The organism is Streptomyces sp. HUAS MG91, assembly GCF_040529335.1.
In the GTDB taxonomy this organism is placed as follows: Bacteria; Actinomycetota; Actinomycetes; order Streptomycetales; family Streptomycetaceae; genus Streptomyces; species Streptomyces tabacisoli.
On sequence record NZ_CP159534.1, the window covers coordinates 6,578,656 to 6,594,004 of the forward strand.

Consider the following 15,349-nt stretch of genomic DNA (forward strand, 5'->3'; position numbering starts at 1 on the left):
ACCAGTCTGCCAGCCCGCCGCCCGCCCACGCGCCGCCCGCCGGAGCGCTAGCCGGAGCACGCGGTGCGCTGCGCCTCCTGCCATGCGCAGACCGGGCACAGCGTCGCGCCCTTCGTGGACTCCGGGTGCTCCGTGGGTTCCCGGCACAGGACGCACTCGGCGAACGGCCCCTCGGGAGCGGCTCCGGCGGCGGGGGTGCTGGTGTCGGTCATGCCGGCCAGCGTACGGCGGCGCCTCACCGCTTCCGGGCCGCGCTCCCCACCAGCTCCGACACCCGCACGAACCGGTAGCCCTTCGCCCGCAGCGCCGGCACCACGTCCCGCACCACGCGCTCCGTCGTCGGCGCCGCGCTGCGCGTGCAGTGCATGACGACCACCGAGCCCGGCCGCACCCCGTCGAGCACCTGCCGCGTCACCGCGCCGGCGTCCGTCGCGAACGCGTCGCCGCTGACCACGTCCCACTGGATCGCCGTGACCCCGGTCGGAGTGAGGGCCCGCAGCGCGCTCTTGTCGTAACAGCCGCCCGGGAAGCGGAAGTACGGCACCACGTGCCGCACCCCGGCCCTGCGGAAAGCGGTGAACGCCCGCTCCACGTCCGCCCGCATCCCCGCCGCCGGCACGGTCGGCAGGCCGTAGCAGTCGCCGGTGAACGCGTAGTGGCTGTACGAGTGGTTCGCGACCTCGAAGAGCCGGTCGCCGCCGATGTCCCTGGCCTGCGCCGGGTACTCCTCGGCCCAGCGGCCGGTCATGAAGACGGTCGCCGGGACCTTCAGACGGCGCAGCGTCGCGATGAGGCGCGGGTTGTCGAAGTGCTCGCCCGCGGCGGCGCGCGGGCCCTGATCGGCGGTCATGTCGGCGTCGAAGGTGAGCGCGACGGTCCGCTCCGCCGCGTCCCGGGCGCCCCGCTGGGCGCTCTTGAAGACGGGGGTGAGGCCCGACGGGCCCGGGGCCAGCCGCGGTGGCGCGGTCGGCTTCGCCGGGGCCGACGGGCTCGCGGCGGGCCGCCCCGCCTGTCCCGGCGGTGCGTGCCCGGAACCGCCGGAGCAGGCGGCGGCCCCGAGCGCGAGGGCGCCGATGGCGCACGACAGAACGGTGCGGCGGAGAGAGCGATAGCTGATCACGCCGCGACGATAACTGGGTAAATCGGATTATTCGGTTACCGTTCGAGTCTGCTCACCCGGTCAGCGGGCCAGGACCGTCCGCCCGCCGCGCATCCGGCGCGCGGCTCTGATCAGCCGGGCCCGCTCACGCTCCGACGTGCCGCCCCACACGCCGCTCGTCTGCTCCGTGGCCACGGCCCAGTCGAGGCATTCGGTGACGACGGGGCACCGGCGGCAGACCTCCTTCGCGGCCTCGGCGTCCTGCACGGCGGGCCCGGCCGTACCGACCGGGAAGAACAACTCGGGGTCCTCGTGCACGCACGCGGCCCGGTTCAACCACTCCATTTCCGTCTCCCTCAACGGCATCGGAGGAACTGCCGCGCGGGTGCCCGGAACCCCAGGAGTGGAAACCTGTCTCAGGCGTCCCCGCGCAACGCCCTGGTGAGCCCCGCGAAGAACGCGGCGTGCGCGGCGGCGCTGGCCGGGGTCTCCGGGTTCCACGGCAGCACCACGGCCCGCTCGGCCACGGCCGCCCAGTGGGCGTCACCGGCGTACTGCGCGGCCGGCGCCGCGTTCGCGCGGGCGTCCAACAGGACGACGTCCGGGGCGAGTTCGGCCGCGTCCGCCCAGGTGCCGGTGTGCCAGTTGGCCCCGGGGCCCTCGGGCGGCTCGACGGTGCGCACCCCGAGACCCGTCAGGGCGCTCAGGTCGGGCCACTTGCCGGGCCGGGCGAGATGGACGCTGTCCGGGCCGCCGGGCGACAGCGCCAGCACTCTGGCCGCCCCGCGCGCGGACGCCGTCAGCTCCGCCAGGGCCGACTCCGCCCGGGTCAGTCCGGCCAGCGCGTCCGGGCTCTCCGCGGTGCCGAGCGACCGGCCGAGTCCGGCGAATCGTTCCCGCACGCCGGCCAGCGTCCGCCCCTGTCCCACGTCGATCACGACGACCGGGACGTGCTCCTCCAGATGCTTCGCCGTGTCGGGCTCGATCCCGTAGACCTGCCCGCCCCCGTAGGTGAGCGCGACCACCAGGTCCGGCCGCACCGCGAGCACGTCGTCGAGGCCGAGCCCGGCCCCGGCCCCCAGGTACGGCACCTCGTCGAGCGGCAGCGAGCCGGACTTGGCTCGGTCGGGGCTGTCCCCGTCGTGGTACGAACCGAAGATGCCCACGGGCCGGGTCCCGAGGTCCCACAGGCTCGCCCCGGCCTGGATGTAGGCGACGACCCGCGCCGGTGTGTCGAGCGAGGCGGCCAGATGCCCCCGGTCGTCCGTGAACTCCCATGACTGTGCGGAAGGTTGAGTCATAAATCCACCCTGCCCACGGGGCACGGCGGACATGTCCGTCACCGGCTCTCCCGGACCGCCCGGTGCGCTCAGTCCATCGCGAGCAGCCGCCGCCGGCACTCCGCCACGTCGAACTCCGCCTTCGGGTACTGCGGGTCGAGCGCCTCCAGATGCTCCAGAAGCAGCTTGCTGACGGCCCAGTTGCGATACCACTTGCGGTCCGCCGGGATCACGAACCAGGGCGCCGCGTCCGTCGAGCACCGCTCCAGCGCGATCTCGTACGCCTCCTGGTACGCGGGCCACAGCGCCCTGTCCTCGATGTCGCCGGGGCTGAACTTCCAGTACTTGTCCGGGTTGTCGAGCCGTTCGAGCAGCCGGCGCTTCTGCTGCTCGTACGAGATGTGCAGGAAGCACTTGACGACGGTCACGCCGTCCTCGGCGAGGGTCTTCTCGAACCGGTTGATCTGCCCGTACCTGCGCCCGAGCGAGGCACGCGGCACCAGCTCCCGCACCCGGGCGACCAGCACGTCCTCGTACTGGGACCGGTCGAAGATGCCGATCTCGCCCGGCTCCGGCAGCGCCTTGACGACGCGCCACAGGAAGGGGTGGTTCAGCTCCTCCGGCGTGGGGGCCTTGAACCCCTTGATGCGGCAGCCCGACGGGTTGAACTGGCCGATGACGTGCTTCACCGTGCCGCCCTTGCCGCTGGTGTCCATGCCCTGGAGGATCAGCAGGACCCGCCGCCGGTCGCCTGCCGAGCCCGCGGCCCACAGCCGCTCCTGGAGCCCGGCCAGGCGCACCCCGAGCTCCGCGCTCGCCGCGACCCCCGACGCCTTGTCCTTCGGGCCGGCCGGGGTCGCGGCCGGGTCGTGGGCCGACAGGTCGACGCGCTCGCCCCCGGGGACGCGCAGCAGCTCGCTCAGCGCGGGCGCGGCCTTCTTCGCACCGCCCTCGCCGCCCTGCTTCTTCTTGCCCTTCGCCACCGCGCGCCCCTTCCGGTCAGGTCCTACGATCCTGCGTCGGTCCCGGCGCCCGCGCTACTCGTGCCAGGGGCCGGTCACCGCGAACGTCGTGCCGGGCGTGTACACGTTCACGTACATCGTGTCGCCGCGGGGCGAGAAGGTGACGCCCGCGAACTCGCCCCACGCCGGTTCCTCGGCGGTCCCGATGTTCTGCCGTCCGCGTGCCATCGCGTACACCTCGCCCTTGCGGGTCACGCCGAAGACGTGCTGTGCGCCCTCGCCGTCCTCGCACACCATCAGCCCGCCGCTGGGCGCCAGACAGATGTTGTCCGGCTCCTCGCCCGGCAGCCGCACATCGGTGTCGGGCCCGAAGACGACGACCAGCGTCAGGCGGCGGGACGACGGGTCGTAACGCCAGATCTGGCCGAAGTGGTCGGCGGCCGAGCCCTCGCGGCTGCGCGCGTACGACGACACGAAGTACACGCAGCTCCCGCCCCAGTAGCAGCCCTCCAGTTTCTGGGCGTGGGTGATGCCCTTCGGCCCGAAGTCCTGGTTGCGGATCGCGGTGGTGGCCGCCAGCGGATCGGGTACGTCGACCCACTCGATGCCGCCGAAGGTGGCCCCCGTCTCCTGGACCGCCGACAGGTCGGGCACGCCCGGCACCCGCATCGCCTGGAGCGTGCCGCCCGCGCGCAGGGAGCCGAGGCCGCCCCGGGGCTTGTCCGGCAGGAAGCGGTAGAAGAGGCCGAACGGCTTGTCGAACGCGTCCTCCGTCTCGTACACGACACCGCGCCGTGGGTCGACGGCGATCGCCTCGTGCTGGAAGCGGCCCATCGCGGTCAGCGGTACGGCGCCCGAGCGGCGCGGGTCGACGGGGTCGACCTCGAAGATGAAGCCGTGATCCTTGGTATAGCCGTTGGTGCCGGCCCGGTCCTCGGTCTCCTCGCAGGTCAGCCAGGTGCCCCACGGGGTGGGCCCGCCCGCGCAGTTGACGGCGGTGCCCGCGATGGCGACCCGCTCGCCGAGGACGTCGTTGTGCCGGTCGAGCGTGAGCGCCGTACAGCCGCCCTTGGCCGCCGGGTCGTAGGTAATGCCGTCGACGAGGGGGACCGGGATCCGGCCGGTGACCCTGTTCTCGTGGTTGCGCACGAGGTGCACACGGCCCTGTCCGCCCGCGAAGGCGGCCATGCCGTCGTGATTGCTGGGCACCTTGCCCTCGTGCGAGCGGAGGTCGTCGCCCTCGCGGGAGAGGACCTTGTAGCGGAACCCCTTCGGGAGGTCGAGCAGCCCGGCCGGGTCCTCGATCAGGGGGCCGTATCCGGCGCGCCCCTGGGCCGCGGCCGAGCCGGTGAACAGCTCGGACAGCTCCCCGGCGAAGGCGATCCCCACCCCCAGGGCGCCGGTGCGGGCGAGGATCTGACGTCGTGTCGCGGACTGTCGTGCATCAGTGGACCGTCGTGCATCAGTGGTGCGCGCGTCGGTGGTGCGTGACATGGGTGCAACCTCCTGCTGGCGGACAGGAACCTGTGACCCGGCTGTGTCTACCACGCACGTCCCGCCCCGGGAACCACGCGCGTTGCGCGCGGAGCGCATGCCTTCAGGGGCGCGGGGAACTGCGCGAGAAGAGGCCACCGGCCCGCACCCGGAGGACAAGCCCCCCCCTCAGGCGGCGACCAGCCCCTTGGCGTCCCGGGCCAGCGCGGTGAGCCGGGATATCGCGCGGAAGTACTTCTTGCGGTAGCCGCCGTTCAGCATCTCCTCGCTGAAGAGCCGGTCGAACGGCTCGCCGGCCGCGAGCACCGGGATCTCCCGGTCGTAGAGCCGGTCGGCCAGGACCACCAGGCGCAGGGCCGTGGACTGGTCGGGCACGGCGGACACGTCGGTCAGGCAGACCGCCGTCAGATCGTCCGTCAGCGCGCCGTAGCGGCTGGGGTGCACGCGCGCGAGGTGGTCGAGGAGCCGCGGGAAGGCGTCGAGCGAGGCGCCCTCGGTGGCGTACGCGGCCTTGGTGACCTGCTCGTCCGAGAACGGCGGCGGGGCCTCGGGCAGGCCCCGGTGGCGGTAGTCCTCGCCGTCGATGCGCAACGGCCGGAAGTGCGCGGACAGGCCCTGGATCTCGCGCAGGAAGTCCGCGGCGGCGAACCGGCCCTCGCCCAGCTTGCCGGGCAGCGTGTTGGAGGTGGCGGCGAGCGCGACGCCCGACTCCACGAGGCGGCCGAGCAGGGTGGAGACGAGCACGGTGTCACCGGGGTCGTCGAGCTCGAACTCGTCGATGCACAGCAGGCGGTGCCCGCCGAGCGTCTTCACCGTCTGCTGGAAGCCGAGGGCGCCGACCAGGTTCGTCAGCTCGACGAAGGTGCCGAACGCCTTGAGCGCGGGCTCGGCGGGCGTCGCGTGCCAGAGGGAGGCGAGGAGGTGGGTCTTGCCGACGCCGTAGCCGCCGTCGAGGTAGACGCCGCGCGGACCGGTGGGGGCGGCCGGCTTCTTGGCGAACCACTTGCGCTTGCCGGAGCCGGAGGGGTGCGCGCCGCCGAGCCCGGCGGCGAAGGAGCTCAGGACCTCGACGGCCTGGGTCTGGCTCGGCTGGTTCGGGTCCGGGATGTAGGTGTCGAAGCGGGCCGACGCGAAGCGGGGCGGCGGCACCATCTCCGCGACCAGGCGCTCCGCGGGGACGTGCGGCTCGCGGGCGCACAGCGACTGCGGGACGGCGGGGGCGGATCCATCGGCGGACGCGCCGTGGGCGGAGGACGACTGGGTGGAGGACGACACAGCTCATCAGCTTAATGGCCGTGCCACACTGCACGTCATGCGACGCCTGTTCCCTGTGACGTACGAAACAGCAGATCACCTGGGCCGGGAGGAGCCCCGCGACGGTGAGTGGAGCCTCGACGCGCTCGCCGACGCCTACGCCTATCCGCCGCGGGCCGCCGGGGAGCCGTGGCTGCGCGCCAACATGGTCTCCACGCTCGACGGCGCCGCCCAGCACGACGGCCGCTCCCAGCCGATCTCGAACGACACCGACATGCGGATCTTCGGCACCCTGCGCGGCCTCGCCGACGTGGTGGTGGTCGGCGCCCAGACCGTCCGCCAGGAGGGATACCGGCCCGCCCGCGCGCGCGAGGCGTTCGCCGCCCGCCGCGCCGCGGCCGGGCAGGGCGTCGCCCCGTCGATCGCGGTGATCAGCGGCGGCCTGGACCTGGACTTCACCCTTCCGCTGTTCACCGAGCCCCTGGTGCCCACCTACGTGATCACCGGCTCGGGCGCCCCGGCCGAGCGGATCGAGGCCGCCCGCCGCTCCGGCGCCGAGGTGCTGCTCGCGGGCGACGACAGTGCGGTGGATCCGCACCGCGCGGTCGCGGCCCTGGCCGAGCGCGGGCACCGGCGGCTGCTCACGGAGGGCGGGCCGAGGATGCTCGGTCAATTCGTCGCGGGCGGGGTACTCGACGAGCTGTGCCTCACGGTGTCGCCGATGCTCACCGCCGGCGATGCCCAGCGCATCGCCGGCGGATCGGCGTTGCGGGTGCCGGAACGTTTCGAGCTGGTGTCTCTCCTGGAGGAGGACGGTTTTCTCTTCACCCGATACGGTCGGAGGCGACACTGAACGGAATGATCTGTTCCGTTTAGTCTTCGCTGGGCACACTAAAACTCGCAGACCCCGTGCGGCCACGGGGCAGGATGGTTTCCGCAGTTCCGCAGGGACCCGTCGAAGGACGGCCCACGGTAGGAGAAGAAGGGCGCCCGTCGTGTTCACGAGCGTATTGATGATCGAGAAGGCCCTGACGTCTGCCGACGTGGAGTTTGTCACCACCTTGCACGGTGACGAGGATGTCGCCTTCCACGTGCTGCTCCAGCCCCGTGGCGACCAGGCCGACCGGCTGCTGCGCGCCATCGACGACGTGGCGCTGGGCGAGCTGGACGACGCGGCCCGCGAGGGCGAGGTCCCCGAGGGGGACGAGGCCAAGGGCCCCGCCGAGCAGGCGCTCCAGGTCTCCCTGACCGCCCTGCACCAGGCGGGCAGCGCCGCCGAGGGCAAGCTCATCGAGGACCACCCGCTGAACGCGCTCAAGGCGCTGGTCGACGAGGTGAAGGCGGACGAGGTCATCGTGCTCACCGACCCGCACTACGTCGAGGAGTTCTTCCACCGCGACTGGGCCTCGCAGGCCCGCCACAAGGTCGGCGTGCCGGTCCTGAAGCTGTTCTCGCACAGCAAGGCCTAGGTCGTGTCCGCAAAGTCCCTCCTGCCTCGCGACGCCTGGCACGCTTCCCCAAGCTCTCGAACTTCGCTCGAGCAGGGGAGACCCCATTCGCCGCACCGGGCACAAGGCCGAGTACGTCCAGTACGAGGCCTCGCACCCGGCACTCCCCCAGCCTCCGGCCGGGGGGACCCCCTGAGAGCACGCACCAGACGCCGCGAGGCCCGCCCTCCGGGCGGACGGAGGGACTTTGCGGACACGACCTGGCGCGGGCCGTGCGGGGGTGCGGGGCGGCCGGGCCGGAGGCAATAGGCTGGGCCCGGTCCGCGGCCGTCCGCGCCCCGGACCACGACGCACCGGAAACCTCAGGGGAGTAACACGCATGGCACCCGGCCTTCCGCATTCCAGCGCCGCCATGGAGCGACCGCACTTCATCGGCATCGGCGGCGCCGGAATGTCGGGCATCGCCAAGATCCTCGCCCAGCGCGGCGCGCGCGTGGCGGGCAGCGACGCGCGCGAGTCCGCCACGGCCGAGGCCCTGCGCGAGCTCGGCGCCACCGTGCGCATCGGGCACGACGCCGCGCACGTGTCCCCCGACACCACCTCCGTCGTGGTCTCCTCCGCGATCCGCGAGGACAACCCCGAGCTGGCCCGCGCCCGGGAGCTCGGCATCCCGGTCGTGCACCGCTCCGACGCCCTGGCCTCCCTCATGGACGGCCTGCGCCCGATCGCCGTCGCGGGCACCCACGGCAAGACGACCACCACGTCGATGCTCGCCGTGTCGCTGACCTCGCTCGGCCTGAACCCCTCGTACGCGATCGGCGGCGACCTCGACGTTCCCGGCTCGAACGCGCTGCACGGCGAGGGCGACATCTTCGTGGCCGAGGCCGACGAATCGGACCGCAGCTTCCACAAGTACCGGCCGGAAGTCGCGATCATCCTCAACGTGGAACTCGACCACCACGCCAACTACGCGTCGATGGACGAGATCTACGAGTCCTTCGAGACGTTCACCACGAAGATCGTCCCCGGCGGCACGCTGGTGATCGCCGCCGACCAGGCGGGCGCCGCGGAGCTGACCCGCCGCATCCGCGACACCACGTCCCTGAACGTGGTCACGTACGGCGAGTCGGAGTCGGCGGACATCCGGATCCACAAGATCACCCCGCGCGGTCTGACCAGCGAGGTGACGGTTCTCCTCGACGGCAAGCTGCTCACCTTCACCGTCTCGGTCCCCGGCAGCCACTACGCGCACAACGCGGTCGCGGCGCTCGCGGCGGGCGTCGCCATGGGCATCCCGTCCCGCAACCTGGCCGGCGCGCTGAAGTCCTACACGGGCGTCAAGCGCCGCCTCCAGCTCAAGGGCGAGGTGAACGGCGTGCAGGTCATCGACTCCTACGCCCACCACCCCACCGAGATGACGGCCGACCTGGCGGCGATGCGCTCGGCCGCCGGCGACGCCCGGCTGCTCGTCCTCTTCCAGCCGCACCTGTTCTCCCGCACCCAGGAGCTCGGCAAGGAGATGGGCGACGCCCTCGCCCTCGCCGACGCCTCGGTGGTCCTCGACATCTACCCGGCCCGCGAGGACCCGATCCCGGGCGTCACCAGCGTCCTGATCATCGACGCGGCCCGGGCCGCGGGCGCCGACGTACAGGCCGCTGAGGACCGGGACGCCGCCGTCGCCGCGATCGCGGGAATGGCCAAGCCGGGGGATCTTGTTCTCACCATGGGCGCGGGCGATGTCACCGACCTCGGCCCGCGGATCCTGGACCGTCTGAAGGGATGAGCGACATGGCGTACGACGTCGAGAAGCCGGACGAGGAGTGGCGCGCGGAGCTGAACCCGGCGGAGTACGCGGTACTGCGCCAGGCCGGCACCGAGCCCGCCTTCACCGGTGAGTACACCGACACGAAGACCAAGGGCGTGTACTCCTGCCGCGCGTGCGGCGCGGAGCTGTTCACGTCCACCGAGAAGTTCGAGTCGCACTGCGGCTGGCCGAGCTTCTACGACCCCAAGGACTCGGCGGCCGTGGAGCTGATCGAGGACCGGTCGCACGGCATGGTGCGGACCGAGGTGCGCTGCTCCCGCTGCGGATCCCACCTCGGGCACGTGTTCGAGGGTGAGGGGTATCCGACGCCCACGGACCAGCGCTACTGCATCAACTCGATCTCGCTGAAGCTGGAGCCGGCCGAGTAGCCGGACCCGGTCACTGGGGAGACGGCTCGGGGGTCACCGTCTCCTCGCCGATCTGCGCGTCCGACTTGTAGATCGTCACCAGATCCCCGTGGATGACGTAGCGGTACGGGTCGTTGGACGCCTCGTAGCCGTCGCTCGTCGTCGTCGCCCGCATGGCGATGCCCGCCTCGCGGTGGTCGCTGAACTCGCCGTAGTAGTACAGCTCCCCGGCCGTCGTGCGGCACAGGGTGATCTGCTTGTTCTCCGTGCGGTACGCCTCGACCAGCTCGGCCCCGCCGCCCGAGGGCAGCTCGTCGGCGATGCGCGTCGGGCAGGCCGCCGCGGTGCCGGAGCCGTCCGTGCCGCCGGTGCCCGAGTCCTGCGACTTCAGGTAGGCCTGCGCCCCGAACAGCAGAGCGCCCCCGACGACGAGCGCGATCAGACAGCCCCCGCAGCCGCCCGGCCTCCGCCTCGGCGGGGGCGGTGTCCAGGGACGCGGGGCGGGCGCCGGGGCAGGGGGCGGGGTCGGCGTCGGGATCGGGGCCGTGGGGACGTAGCCGGTGGCCACAGGGGGCGGGTGGAACAGGCTCTCGCGGCGCGGGGTGCTCGCGGGAGCGGGAGCGGGAGCGGGAGTGGCGGCAGGGGCGGCGGCTGGGGTGGTCTTCTTCGGCGGCGGTCTCTTGGTGGCCCGCTTGGCCGGGCCCTTCTTCCGCACGGCCGGTTTCGCCGCCGTCTTCCAGCCCGCGCCGCAGACCAGGCAGGTCGTGTCGTCCCTGGTGTTGTTCGTGTCGCACTTCGTGCAGCGCCAGTCCGCGGCCGGCCGGGCCGGCGCGGGCCGCTTCGCCGCCGGCCGCGGGGCGCCGTGGCGGGGCGGGGCGGCGGCGGGGCCCGGTCCGCGCCGGGTGCCGCCGCAGATCGCGCAGACCCTCTCCGCGGGGACGTTGAAGGTGTCGCAGTCCCCGCAGCGCCAGTTCTCCGTTGCCGCCACCCCTGATCAGCCTCCCTGGCCCGGCCACCGGGCCTCAATGCGGATCGTTGCCGACCCGGTCCATGACATGGGCGAAGAACTCGGCGGACGCCGGGCCCACGGGCGCGAGCAGGCACTCGTCCGGCTCGTTCGGAACCTGCTCCAGCGGTACCGTCTCGTCCTCGTCGGCGGGCCGGTCGGGCACCCCGTGGTCGTGGTGCAGCTCCGCGACGAGATCCCGCGCCCCCGGCACCCCGGAGGCGGGAACCGTGAGCCGTACGACGACCAGGTCCGCCGTCTCCGAGCGCGCCGTCCGGAACCGGAACACCAACTGGCCCTCGCCGTCCGGCGACCGGAGCCGCAGCGAGGCCTCGGCGCACTGCGCGATCCGGAACTGGGCGAACGAGATTCCCTCCCAGGCGCACTCCAGGCACTCCGCGTCGAGGGTGACATGACAGCCGGGCCAGCGCAGCTCCCGTTTCACAGGCTGTTCGCGATCGTCTCGATGATCTCGTCCATCTCGAACTCCTCCAGTCCCTCGCCCGCCTTGGACTCGAAGTGCAGGGTGAGGTCCCACTCCTCGGAGATCGGGTCCTTCCACGGATCCTGGTCCGGGGCGAACAGCACGAGCCGCTTGGCCGACTGCTCCATGACGGCGGTCTGGCTGCGGGCGTAGCCCCACTGCTCGAAGAGGGCGTCGATGCTGCGCGGGATGTGCGCCGGGTACGCCTGCGCGGACGCGCCGACCGTGCCCAGCGGGTGCGCGGGCGCGTCCGTGAACATCACGATGACGTGCCGCCTGCGGTCCAGGCCCGTCTCCCAGCGGGAGTTGATGGCGAGGGCGAGCGCTTCGAGGCCCGACTCCGGGATGTCACCGCCGCCGCCCGCGTCGATGCTCCGCACGAACCGCTCGAAGTCCGCCGCCTGCTCCGGCAGGCGCAGGAACTCGGTCTGCTCGATCGCCGAGCCCGGGTCGTCACCGAAGTCGCGGAAGGCGATGGTCTTCAGCCGCAGCTGGCTGATCGCCTTGCCCTTCTTCGCCATGACGTCGTTCAGCCGGTCGTGGAACTGCAGCGCGCTCGCCTTCACGGTGTCGAGGACCGGGTACATGCTCCCGGTCGCGTCGATGCAGAACACGATGTCGACGGCGTACTGCAGATTGCCCTGGTACTGGTCGTTGCTGGCGTTCATGGACGGCTCCTGGTTCACGGTGCGTTGCGGTCCCGGCCCCGGTCGCCGAGGTTGATGCGGACCCGGGACGAGCGGGGAGAGCGGGGTGCGGGCGGGGCGGCCGGCTCCGGTGCGGGGTCGGCCGCGGGCGCCGGTCCGCCCGGCCGGGGCCTGAAGTTGGCGCGGATCCGGCTGGTCCGCGTCGGTGATTCCGTGCCGGCGGCCGGGTCCCGCTCCGGGGCCACGGTGCCGGGGCGGCGGTGCCGCAGCGCGCAGACGTCCGGGTCCGACAGAGCCTTGAGATACGTCGCCATGCCGGGGCGCCGCTTCGGGTCGCCCTGCGTCATGGCCCGCAGCAGCCCCTGGATCTCGTCGGACAGGCGCGGGTCGAGGCGCAGCGGGGCGCCGCCGTTGACCGCGTCGGCCGGGGAGCCGAACCGCGCGTCGTGGCGCGGCAGTTCACCGGTCAGGTACAGGTGCGTCATCAGGCCGAGCGCGTACACGTCGACTGCGCAGGTCAGATCCCCGGCCGCGGCCGAGCCGTCCTCCCGCAGATAGCGGCGCCACTCCGGGGCCCCGTACAGCGAGTCGCCGGAGATGTCCGCGGGCGCGGGCGGCTTCCCGGCGACGTAGCTGTCGTCGAAGTCGATCAGCTTCGCGGTGTGGAACGCGGCGTCGTCCCGCTTCTGCACCAGCACGTTCAGCGGCTTGAGGTCGCCGTGCACCACGTCGATGTCGTGCAGCTGCTTCAGACTGGTCCCGAGCGTTTTGAGCAGCACCATCTTCTGGCGCGGCTCCAGCGCCTGCGGCTTCTCCAGGCTGGAGGTGTCGATGCGCTCGGTGACCTTGTAGTACGTGCTCCCCTCGTGGAAGAAGTCGGTGGCGAGCACGAGATTGCCGCCGCCCCGGGCGTCCGGGCGCAGCCGCGTCATGATCGTGCGGTGCCGCTCCTCGAACTCCAGGGCCAGCTGCCGCCGGATCCGCAGGCTCGGCGTGTCCCGGGCGTCGTCCTTGGGCCGCTTCGGCTCCAGGAACCGCTTGACGAAGTACGCCGTCCCGGCCTTCTCCGCGAAGGCCCAGATGCACTTGCCGCCGCCCGCGTTGGTGGGCGCCGTGGTGATGCGGTAGCCCGCGATCACCTCTCCTTGTTTCATACGGACTCCTCGGGCGCGGGCGGCAGATGCCTCTCGTAGTCGGGGCGGTACGCCTGCCAGGTCTGTTCCTGCCACGCCTTGATCCCGGCCGCGGTCTCCCGCGGGTCGCCGCCGTGGCCGGACGCGCCGGTCAGGGCGGACGGCCTGCCCACCGTCAGCTGATCGGTCAACTGCCGCAGCCGGGGCGCGAAATCGGCCTTCAGGTCGGCGAAGTCCTGGTGGCCGAGGGCCAGCAGCGCGAGCGAGGCGTCGTCGGCCGTGTACGCCTGCACCTCGCGGCGCAGCAGGTCCGACCAGTCGAGCGCGTCGCGCGCCTGCTCCAGCGTGCGCAGCAGCAGGTGCTCGAAGTCGCCGGGGGTGTGGACGTAGCCGAAGAAGCCGTCCGTGGCCGTGACGAGCACACACGGCAGGGGCAGTGTCAGCAGCCGCGTGGCGACCTCGAACTCCCGGTCGGCGCAGACGAGATTCGTCATCGGCGGGTCGCTGCGCAGGAGTTCCAGCGCGTCGCTCTCCCGGGTGTGGTCGCGGGTGAGCACGTGCAGCCCGCTGCCCGGCAGCAGCGCATAGGCCCGGGAGTCGCCCGTCCACAGCGGGCGCACCTCGATCTCCTTCTCGCCCTTGTCGACCTGGTAGTGCAGTGCGGCCAGCGTGGTGGGCAGCTGGCGCCGCATGGTTCCGCTGATCTTGCTCTGCCGCTTCGGCGCCTGCTCCAGGAAGTACTTCACATACGCGTGCAGCGAGTCCTCGTCGGAGTCCTGGCTGCCCCGTACGACGTCGTGGAACCAGCAGTCGGTGGCGAGCCGTGCCGCCCGCGCGCCGACCCAGGCACCGGTGCGGGCGGTACCGTCCGGCGTCTGCCAGGCGGGCGCCGCGCCCGCGCCGCCCGACCCGTCGAAGACGGCGATCAGGCCCTGCGTCGACTCCCAGTGGTGGCAGACGAACGGCTCGGCGTCCTCGCCGCGCCCCGGGACCCGCTCGGTCCACACGGACACCGCCTGGATCGGGCCGTGGCCGCTGCCCCAGTAGAGCTGCGGCACCGGCGGGCGGTCCGGCGCGGCGGCGACGGCCGGTTCGGCCGGGGGCGGGAGGGGCCGCGCCGTCGCGCTCCAGGAGGTCGGCAGCGGTGTGGGTGGCTTGTTCATCGCGGCTCCCTGCCGGGATCGGTGGTCCGGCGTTTGGCGGTGCCGCGCACCCGGCTCACCTTCGGCCCCGCCGGTTCGGCGGCCCGGTGCCCGGAGGACGACGCGCCCTGGGACGGCTCGGCGCGGCGCGGCGGCGGGGCGCTGTCGCGCGGCGGCAGCGGTTCGTCCTCCGGCGGCGCGTCCGGCGCGGCACGGGGACCCGACCAGCGGCCGGTGGGGCGCGGCCGGGGCTCCTCCCGCAGCACCTCGCCCCGGAGCGTCTCGCCGGCCGGGGACGCCGCGGGTTCGCCGTCCGGGGCCCCGGGCTCCGCCGCGCCGGGTTCCAGGGCGCGGGAGAGCGAGCCGGTCAGCCGGCCGCGCCGGGGCGCCGTCGAGAACAGGCCGTCCCCGCCGCCGCGCAGCACCTCCTCCAGGACGGCGCGCTCCAGCTCGGTCTGCTCGAACGGCTCCCGGTCGGCGTCGCCGCGCTCCAGGACCATCCGCATGACCTCGCGCTTGACCTCGCGCTGCTCCGCGTCGCTCTTCTCGATCCAGGCGAGCGCGGCGCGCGGCCCCTCCTTCTCCATGATCTCCGCGATCAGGCCGTCGACGCCCTCCTCGCGCATCATCTCGACGTGCCGGGTGCGCCGCATCCGCGAGAGCCGCGTCTCGCGCTCGACGTCCCTGAACTCCCGCCCGCTGGTGACGATCTCGTCCTCGTCGACCAGCAACTCGACGTGGACCGCGCGCAGTCGCACGGCGTCGTCCCCGGCGAACGACGCCACCGCGCTGTTCAGCGCCCGCTCCGCCTGGTGGAACTCGGCGATGTCGTAGTCGCGGGCCACCTCGCGCAGCGTCGTGCGCACGAACCCGTACAGCGCCCCGCTCATGTCCCGGATGCCGCGCGCCACGATCTTCGCCGGGTCGACGACCGCGCAGATCAGGTCGACACGGCTGCGGAAGGAGAAGGTGGGGTCCCGGCTGAGCAGCGGGATGTCCAGGACGAGCCGGTGCTCGCCGAGGTCCACGGTGTGCACCGAACGGTAGGAGCCGTACCGCGCCGAGGGGATCTCCTCGCCGCTGCGGACGGTCAGCGACGGGCCGCTGTCCCGGACCAGGACCAGGGCCCGGCCCGGATCGGGCGGGCGCAGCGGACTCGTCAGACGCCACTTGGACAGCTCAGTGACCTCCAGGACGGGGTCGTAGGTCTGTTCCTGCATGGTCTGTC

17 protein-coding genes are annotated in these 15,349 nt (G+C 72.8%); 4 read left to right on the top strand and 13 right to left on the bottom strand.

The genetic code is table 11. The features are described from left to right. Positions 1–47: 47 nt before the first annotated feature. The 7 genes from ABII15_RS29840 to zapE form a co-directional block, all read right to left on the bottom strand. A complete protein-coding gene (locus tag ABII15_RS29840) occupies positions 48–212 on the bottom strand; it encodes a hypothetical protein (protein WP_353945356.1) in 165 nt (54 codons plus the stop codon). 23 nt (positions 213–235) lie between these two features. Further along, complete coding sequence (locus ABII15_RS29845; protein ID WP_353945357.1) at positions 236–1,120, bottom strand: polysaccharide deacetylase family protein; 885 nt, start codon at positions 1,118–1,120, stop codon at positions 236–238. A 60-nt stretch (positions 1,121–1,180) separates the two neighbouring features. Further along, complete coding sequence (locus ABII15_RS29850) at positions 1,181–1,444, bottom strand: WhiB family transcriptional regulator (RefSeq protein ID WP_353945358.1); 264 nt, start codon at positions 1,442–1,444, stop codon at positions 1,181–1,183. 71 nt (positions 1,445–1,515) lie between these two features. Then, positions 1,516–2,400 carry an ABC transporter substrate-binding protein gene (locus ABII15_RS29855; protein WP_353945359.1) on the bottom strand — a complete coding sequence of 295 codons (885 nt, stop codon included), beginning with the start codon at positions 2,398–2,400 and terminating at the stop codon, positions 1,516–1,518. Positions 2,401–2,468: 68 nt separating this feature from the next. Next, positions 2,469–3,362 carry a polyphosphate kinase 2 family protein gene (locus tag ABII15_RS29860; RefSeq protein WP_353945360.1) on the bottom strand — a complete coding sequence of 298 codons (894 nt, stop codon included), beginning with the start codon at positions 3,360–3,362 and terminating at the stop codon, positions 2,469–2,471. Positions 3,363–3,416: 54 nt separating this feature from the next. After that, on the bottom strand, positions 3,417–4,835 hold the full coding sequence (locus tag ABII15_RS29865; protein WP_353945361.1) for an alkaline phosphatase PhoX: 1,419 nt from the start codon (positions 4,833–4,835) through the stop codon (positions 3,417–3,419). A gap of 168 nt (positions 4,836–5,003) precedes the next feature. Continuing rightward, positions 5,004–6,035: a cell division protein ZapE gene (gene zapE / locus ABII15_RS29870; protein WP_353947245.1), complete on the bottom strand. Its 1,032-nt coding sequence runs from the start codon at positions 6,033–6,035 to the stop codon at positions 5,004–5,006. 112 nt (positions 6,036–6,147) lie between these two features. On the opposite strand from zapE, the gene ABII15_RS29875 reads away from it, so the two are divergent. The 4 genes from ABII15_RS29875 to msrB all read left to right on the top strand — a co-directional run bounded on the left by ABII15_RS29875 (position 6,148) and on the right by msrB (position 9,730). Next, the gene (locus ABII15_RS29875) at positions 6,148–6,942 is read left to right on the top strand and encodes a pyrimidine reductase family protein (protein WP_353945362.1); all 795 of its coding nucleotides are present in this window, start codon (positions 6,148–6,150) and stop codon (positions 6,940–6,942) included. A gap of 142 nt (positions 6,943–7,084) precedes the next feature. Then, a complete protein-coding gene (locus ABII15_RS29880; RefSeq protein WP_353945363.1) occupies positions 7,085–7,558 on the top strand; it encodes an indole-3-glycerol phosphate synthase in 474 nt (157 codons plus the stop codon). A 358-nt stretch (positions 7,559–7,916) separates the two neighbouring features. Further along, on the top strand, positions 7,917–9,320 hold the full coding sequence (gene murC, locus ABII15_RS29885; RefSeq protein ID WP_353945364.1) for a UDP-N-acetylmuramate--L-alanine ligase: 1,404 nt from the start codon (positions 7,917–7,919) through the stop codon (positions 9,318–9,320). A 5-nt stretch (positions 9,321–9,325) separates the two neighbouring features. After that, positions 9,326–9,730 carry a peptide-methionine (R)-S-oxide reductase MsrB gene (msrB, locus tag ABII15_RS29890; protein WP_353947246.1) on the top strand — a complete coding sequence of 135 codons (405 nt, stop codon included), beginning with the start codon at positions 9,326–9,328 and terminating at the stop codon, positions 9,728–9,730. A gap of 10 nt (positions 9,731–9,740) precedes the next feature. Here the strand turns inward: msrB and ABII15_RS29895 are convergent, their stop codons facing one another. Genes ABII15_RS29895 through ABII15_RS29920 form a run of 6 tightly spaced genes read right to left on the bottom strand, consistent with a single transcriptional unit; the run spans position 9,741 to position 15,341 of the window. Continuing rightward, entirely contained in the window at positions 9,741–10,697 is a 957-nt protein-coding gene (locus tag ABII15_RS29895; RefSeq protein ID WP_353945365.1) for a zinc finger protein, read from the bottom strand. A gap of 34 nt (positions 10,698–10,731) precedes the next feature. Continuing rightward, positions 10,732–11,160, bottom strand: a complete 429-nt coding sequence (locus ABII15_RS29900) for a hypothetical protein (protein ID WP_353945366.1) — start codon at positions 11,158–11,160, stop codon at positions 10,732–10,734. Continuing rightward, a complete protein-coding gene (locus ABII15_RS29905; RefSeq protein WP_353945367.1) occupies positions 11,157–11,867 on the bottom strand; it encodes a vWA domain-containing protein in 711 nt (236 codons plus the stop codon). Before ABII15_RS29905 ends, ABII15_RS29900 begins: the two co-directional genes overlap by 4 nt. A 14-nt stretch (positions 11,868–11,881) precedes the next feature. Beyond that, positions 11,882–13,000, bottom strand: a complete 1,119-nt coding sequence (locus ABII15_RS29910) for a lipopolysaccharide kinase InaA family protein (RefSeq protein WP_353945368.1) — start codon at positions 12,998–13,000, stop codon at positions 11,882–11,884. Beyond that, on the bottom strand, positions 12,997–14,142 hold the full coding sequence (locus tag ABII15_RS29915) for a serine/threonine protein phosphatase (protein ID WP_353945369.1): 1,146 nt from the start codon (positions 14,140–14,142) through the stop codon (positions 12,997–12,999). The genes ABII15_RS29910 and ABII15_RS29915 overlap by 4 nt, the downstream gene beginning before the upstream one ends. Next, positions 14,139–15,341: a hypothetical protein gene (locus ABII15_RS29920; protein WP_353945370.1), complete on the bottom strand. Its 1,203-nt coding sequence runs from the start codon at positions 15,339–15,341 to the stop codon at positions 14,139–14,141. Before ABII15_RS29920 ends, ABII15_RS29915 begins: the two co-directional genes overlap by 4 nt. Positions 15,342–15,349 lie beyond the last annotated feature (8 nt).

Bases quoted from the DNA above. Each gene is read 5' to 3' on its own strand.
- ABII15_RS29840 (WP_353945356.1), bottom strand. From the start codon at position 212: ATGACCGACACCAGCACCCCCGCCGCCGGAGCCGCTCCCGAGGGGCCG.
- ABII15_RS29850 (WP_353945358.1), bottom strand. From the start codon at position 1,444: ATGGAGTGGTTGAACCGGGCCGCGTGCGTGCACGAGGACCCCGAGTTG.
- ABII15_RS29855 (WP_353945359.1), bottom strand. From the start codon at position 2,400: ATGACTCAACCTTCCGCACAGTCATGGGAGTTCACGGACGACCGGGGG.
- ABII15_RS29865 (WP_353945361.1), bottom strand. From the start codon at position 4,835: ATGTCACGCACCACCGACGCGCGCACCACTGATGCACGACGGTCCACT.
- ABII15_RS29875 (WP_353945362.1), top strand. From the start codon at position 6,148: ATGCGACGCCTGTTCCCTGTGACGTACGAAACAGCAGATCACCTGGGC.
- murC (WP_353945364.1), top strand. From the start codon at position 7,917: ATGGCACCCGGCCTTCCGCATTCCAGCGCCGCCATGGAGCGACCGCAC.
- msrB (WP_353947246.1), top strand. From the start codon at position 9,326: ATGGCGTACGACGTCGAGAAGCCGGACGAGGAGTGGCGCGCGGAGCTG.
- ABII15_RS29905 (WP_353945367.1), bottom strand. From the start codon at position 11,867: ATGAACGCCAGCAACGACCAGTACCAGGGCAATCTGCAGTACGCCGTC.
- ABII15_RS29910 (WP_353945368.1), bottom strand. From the start codon at position 13,000: ATGAAACAAGGAGAGGTGATCGCGGGCTACCGCATCACCACGGCGCCC.
- ABII15_RS29915 (WP_353945369.1), bottom strand. From the start codon at position 14,142: ATGAACAAGCCACCCACACCGCTGCCGACCTCCTGGAGCGCGACGGCG.
- ABII15_RS29920 (WP_353945370.1), bottom strand. From the start codon at position 15,341: ATGCAGGAACAGACCTACGACCCCGTCCTGGAGGTCACTGAGCTGTCC.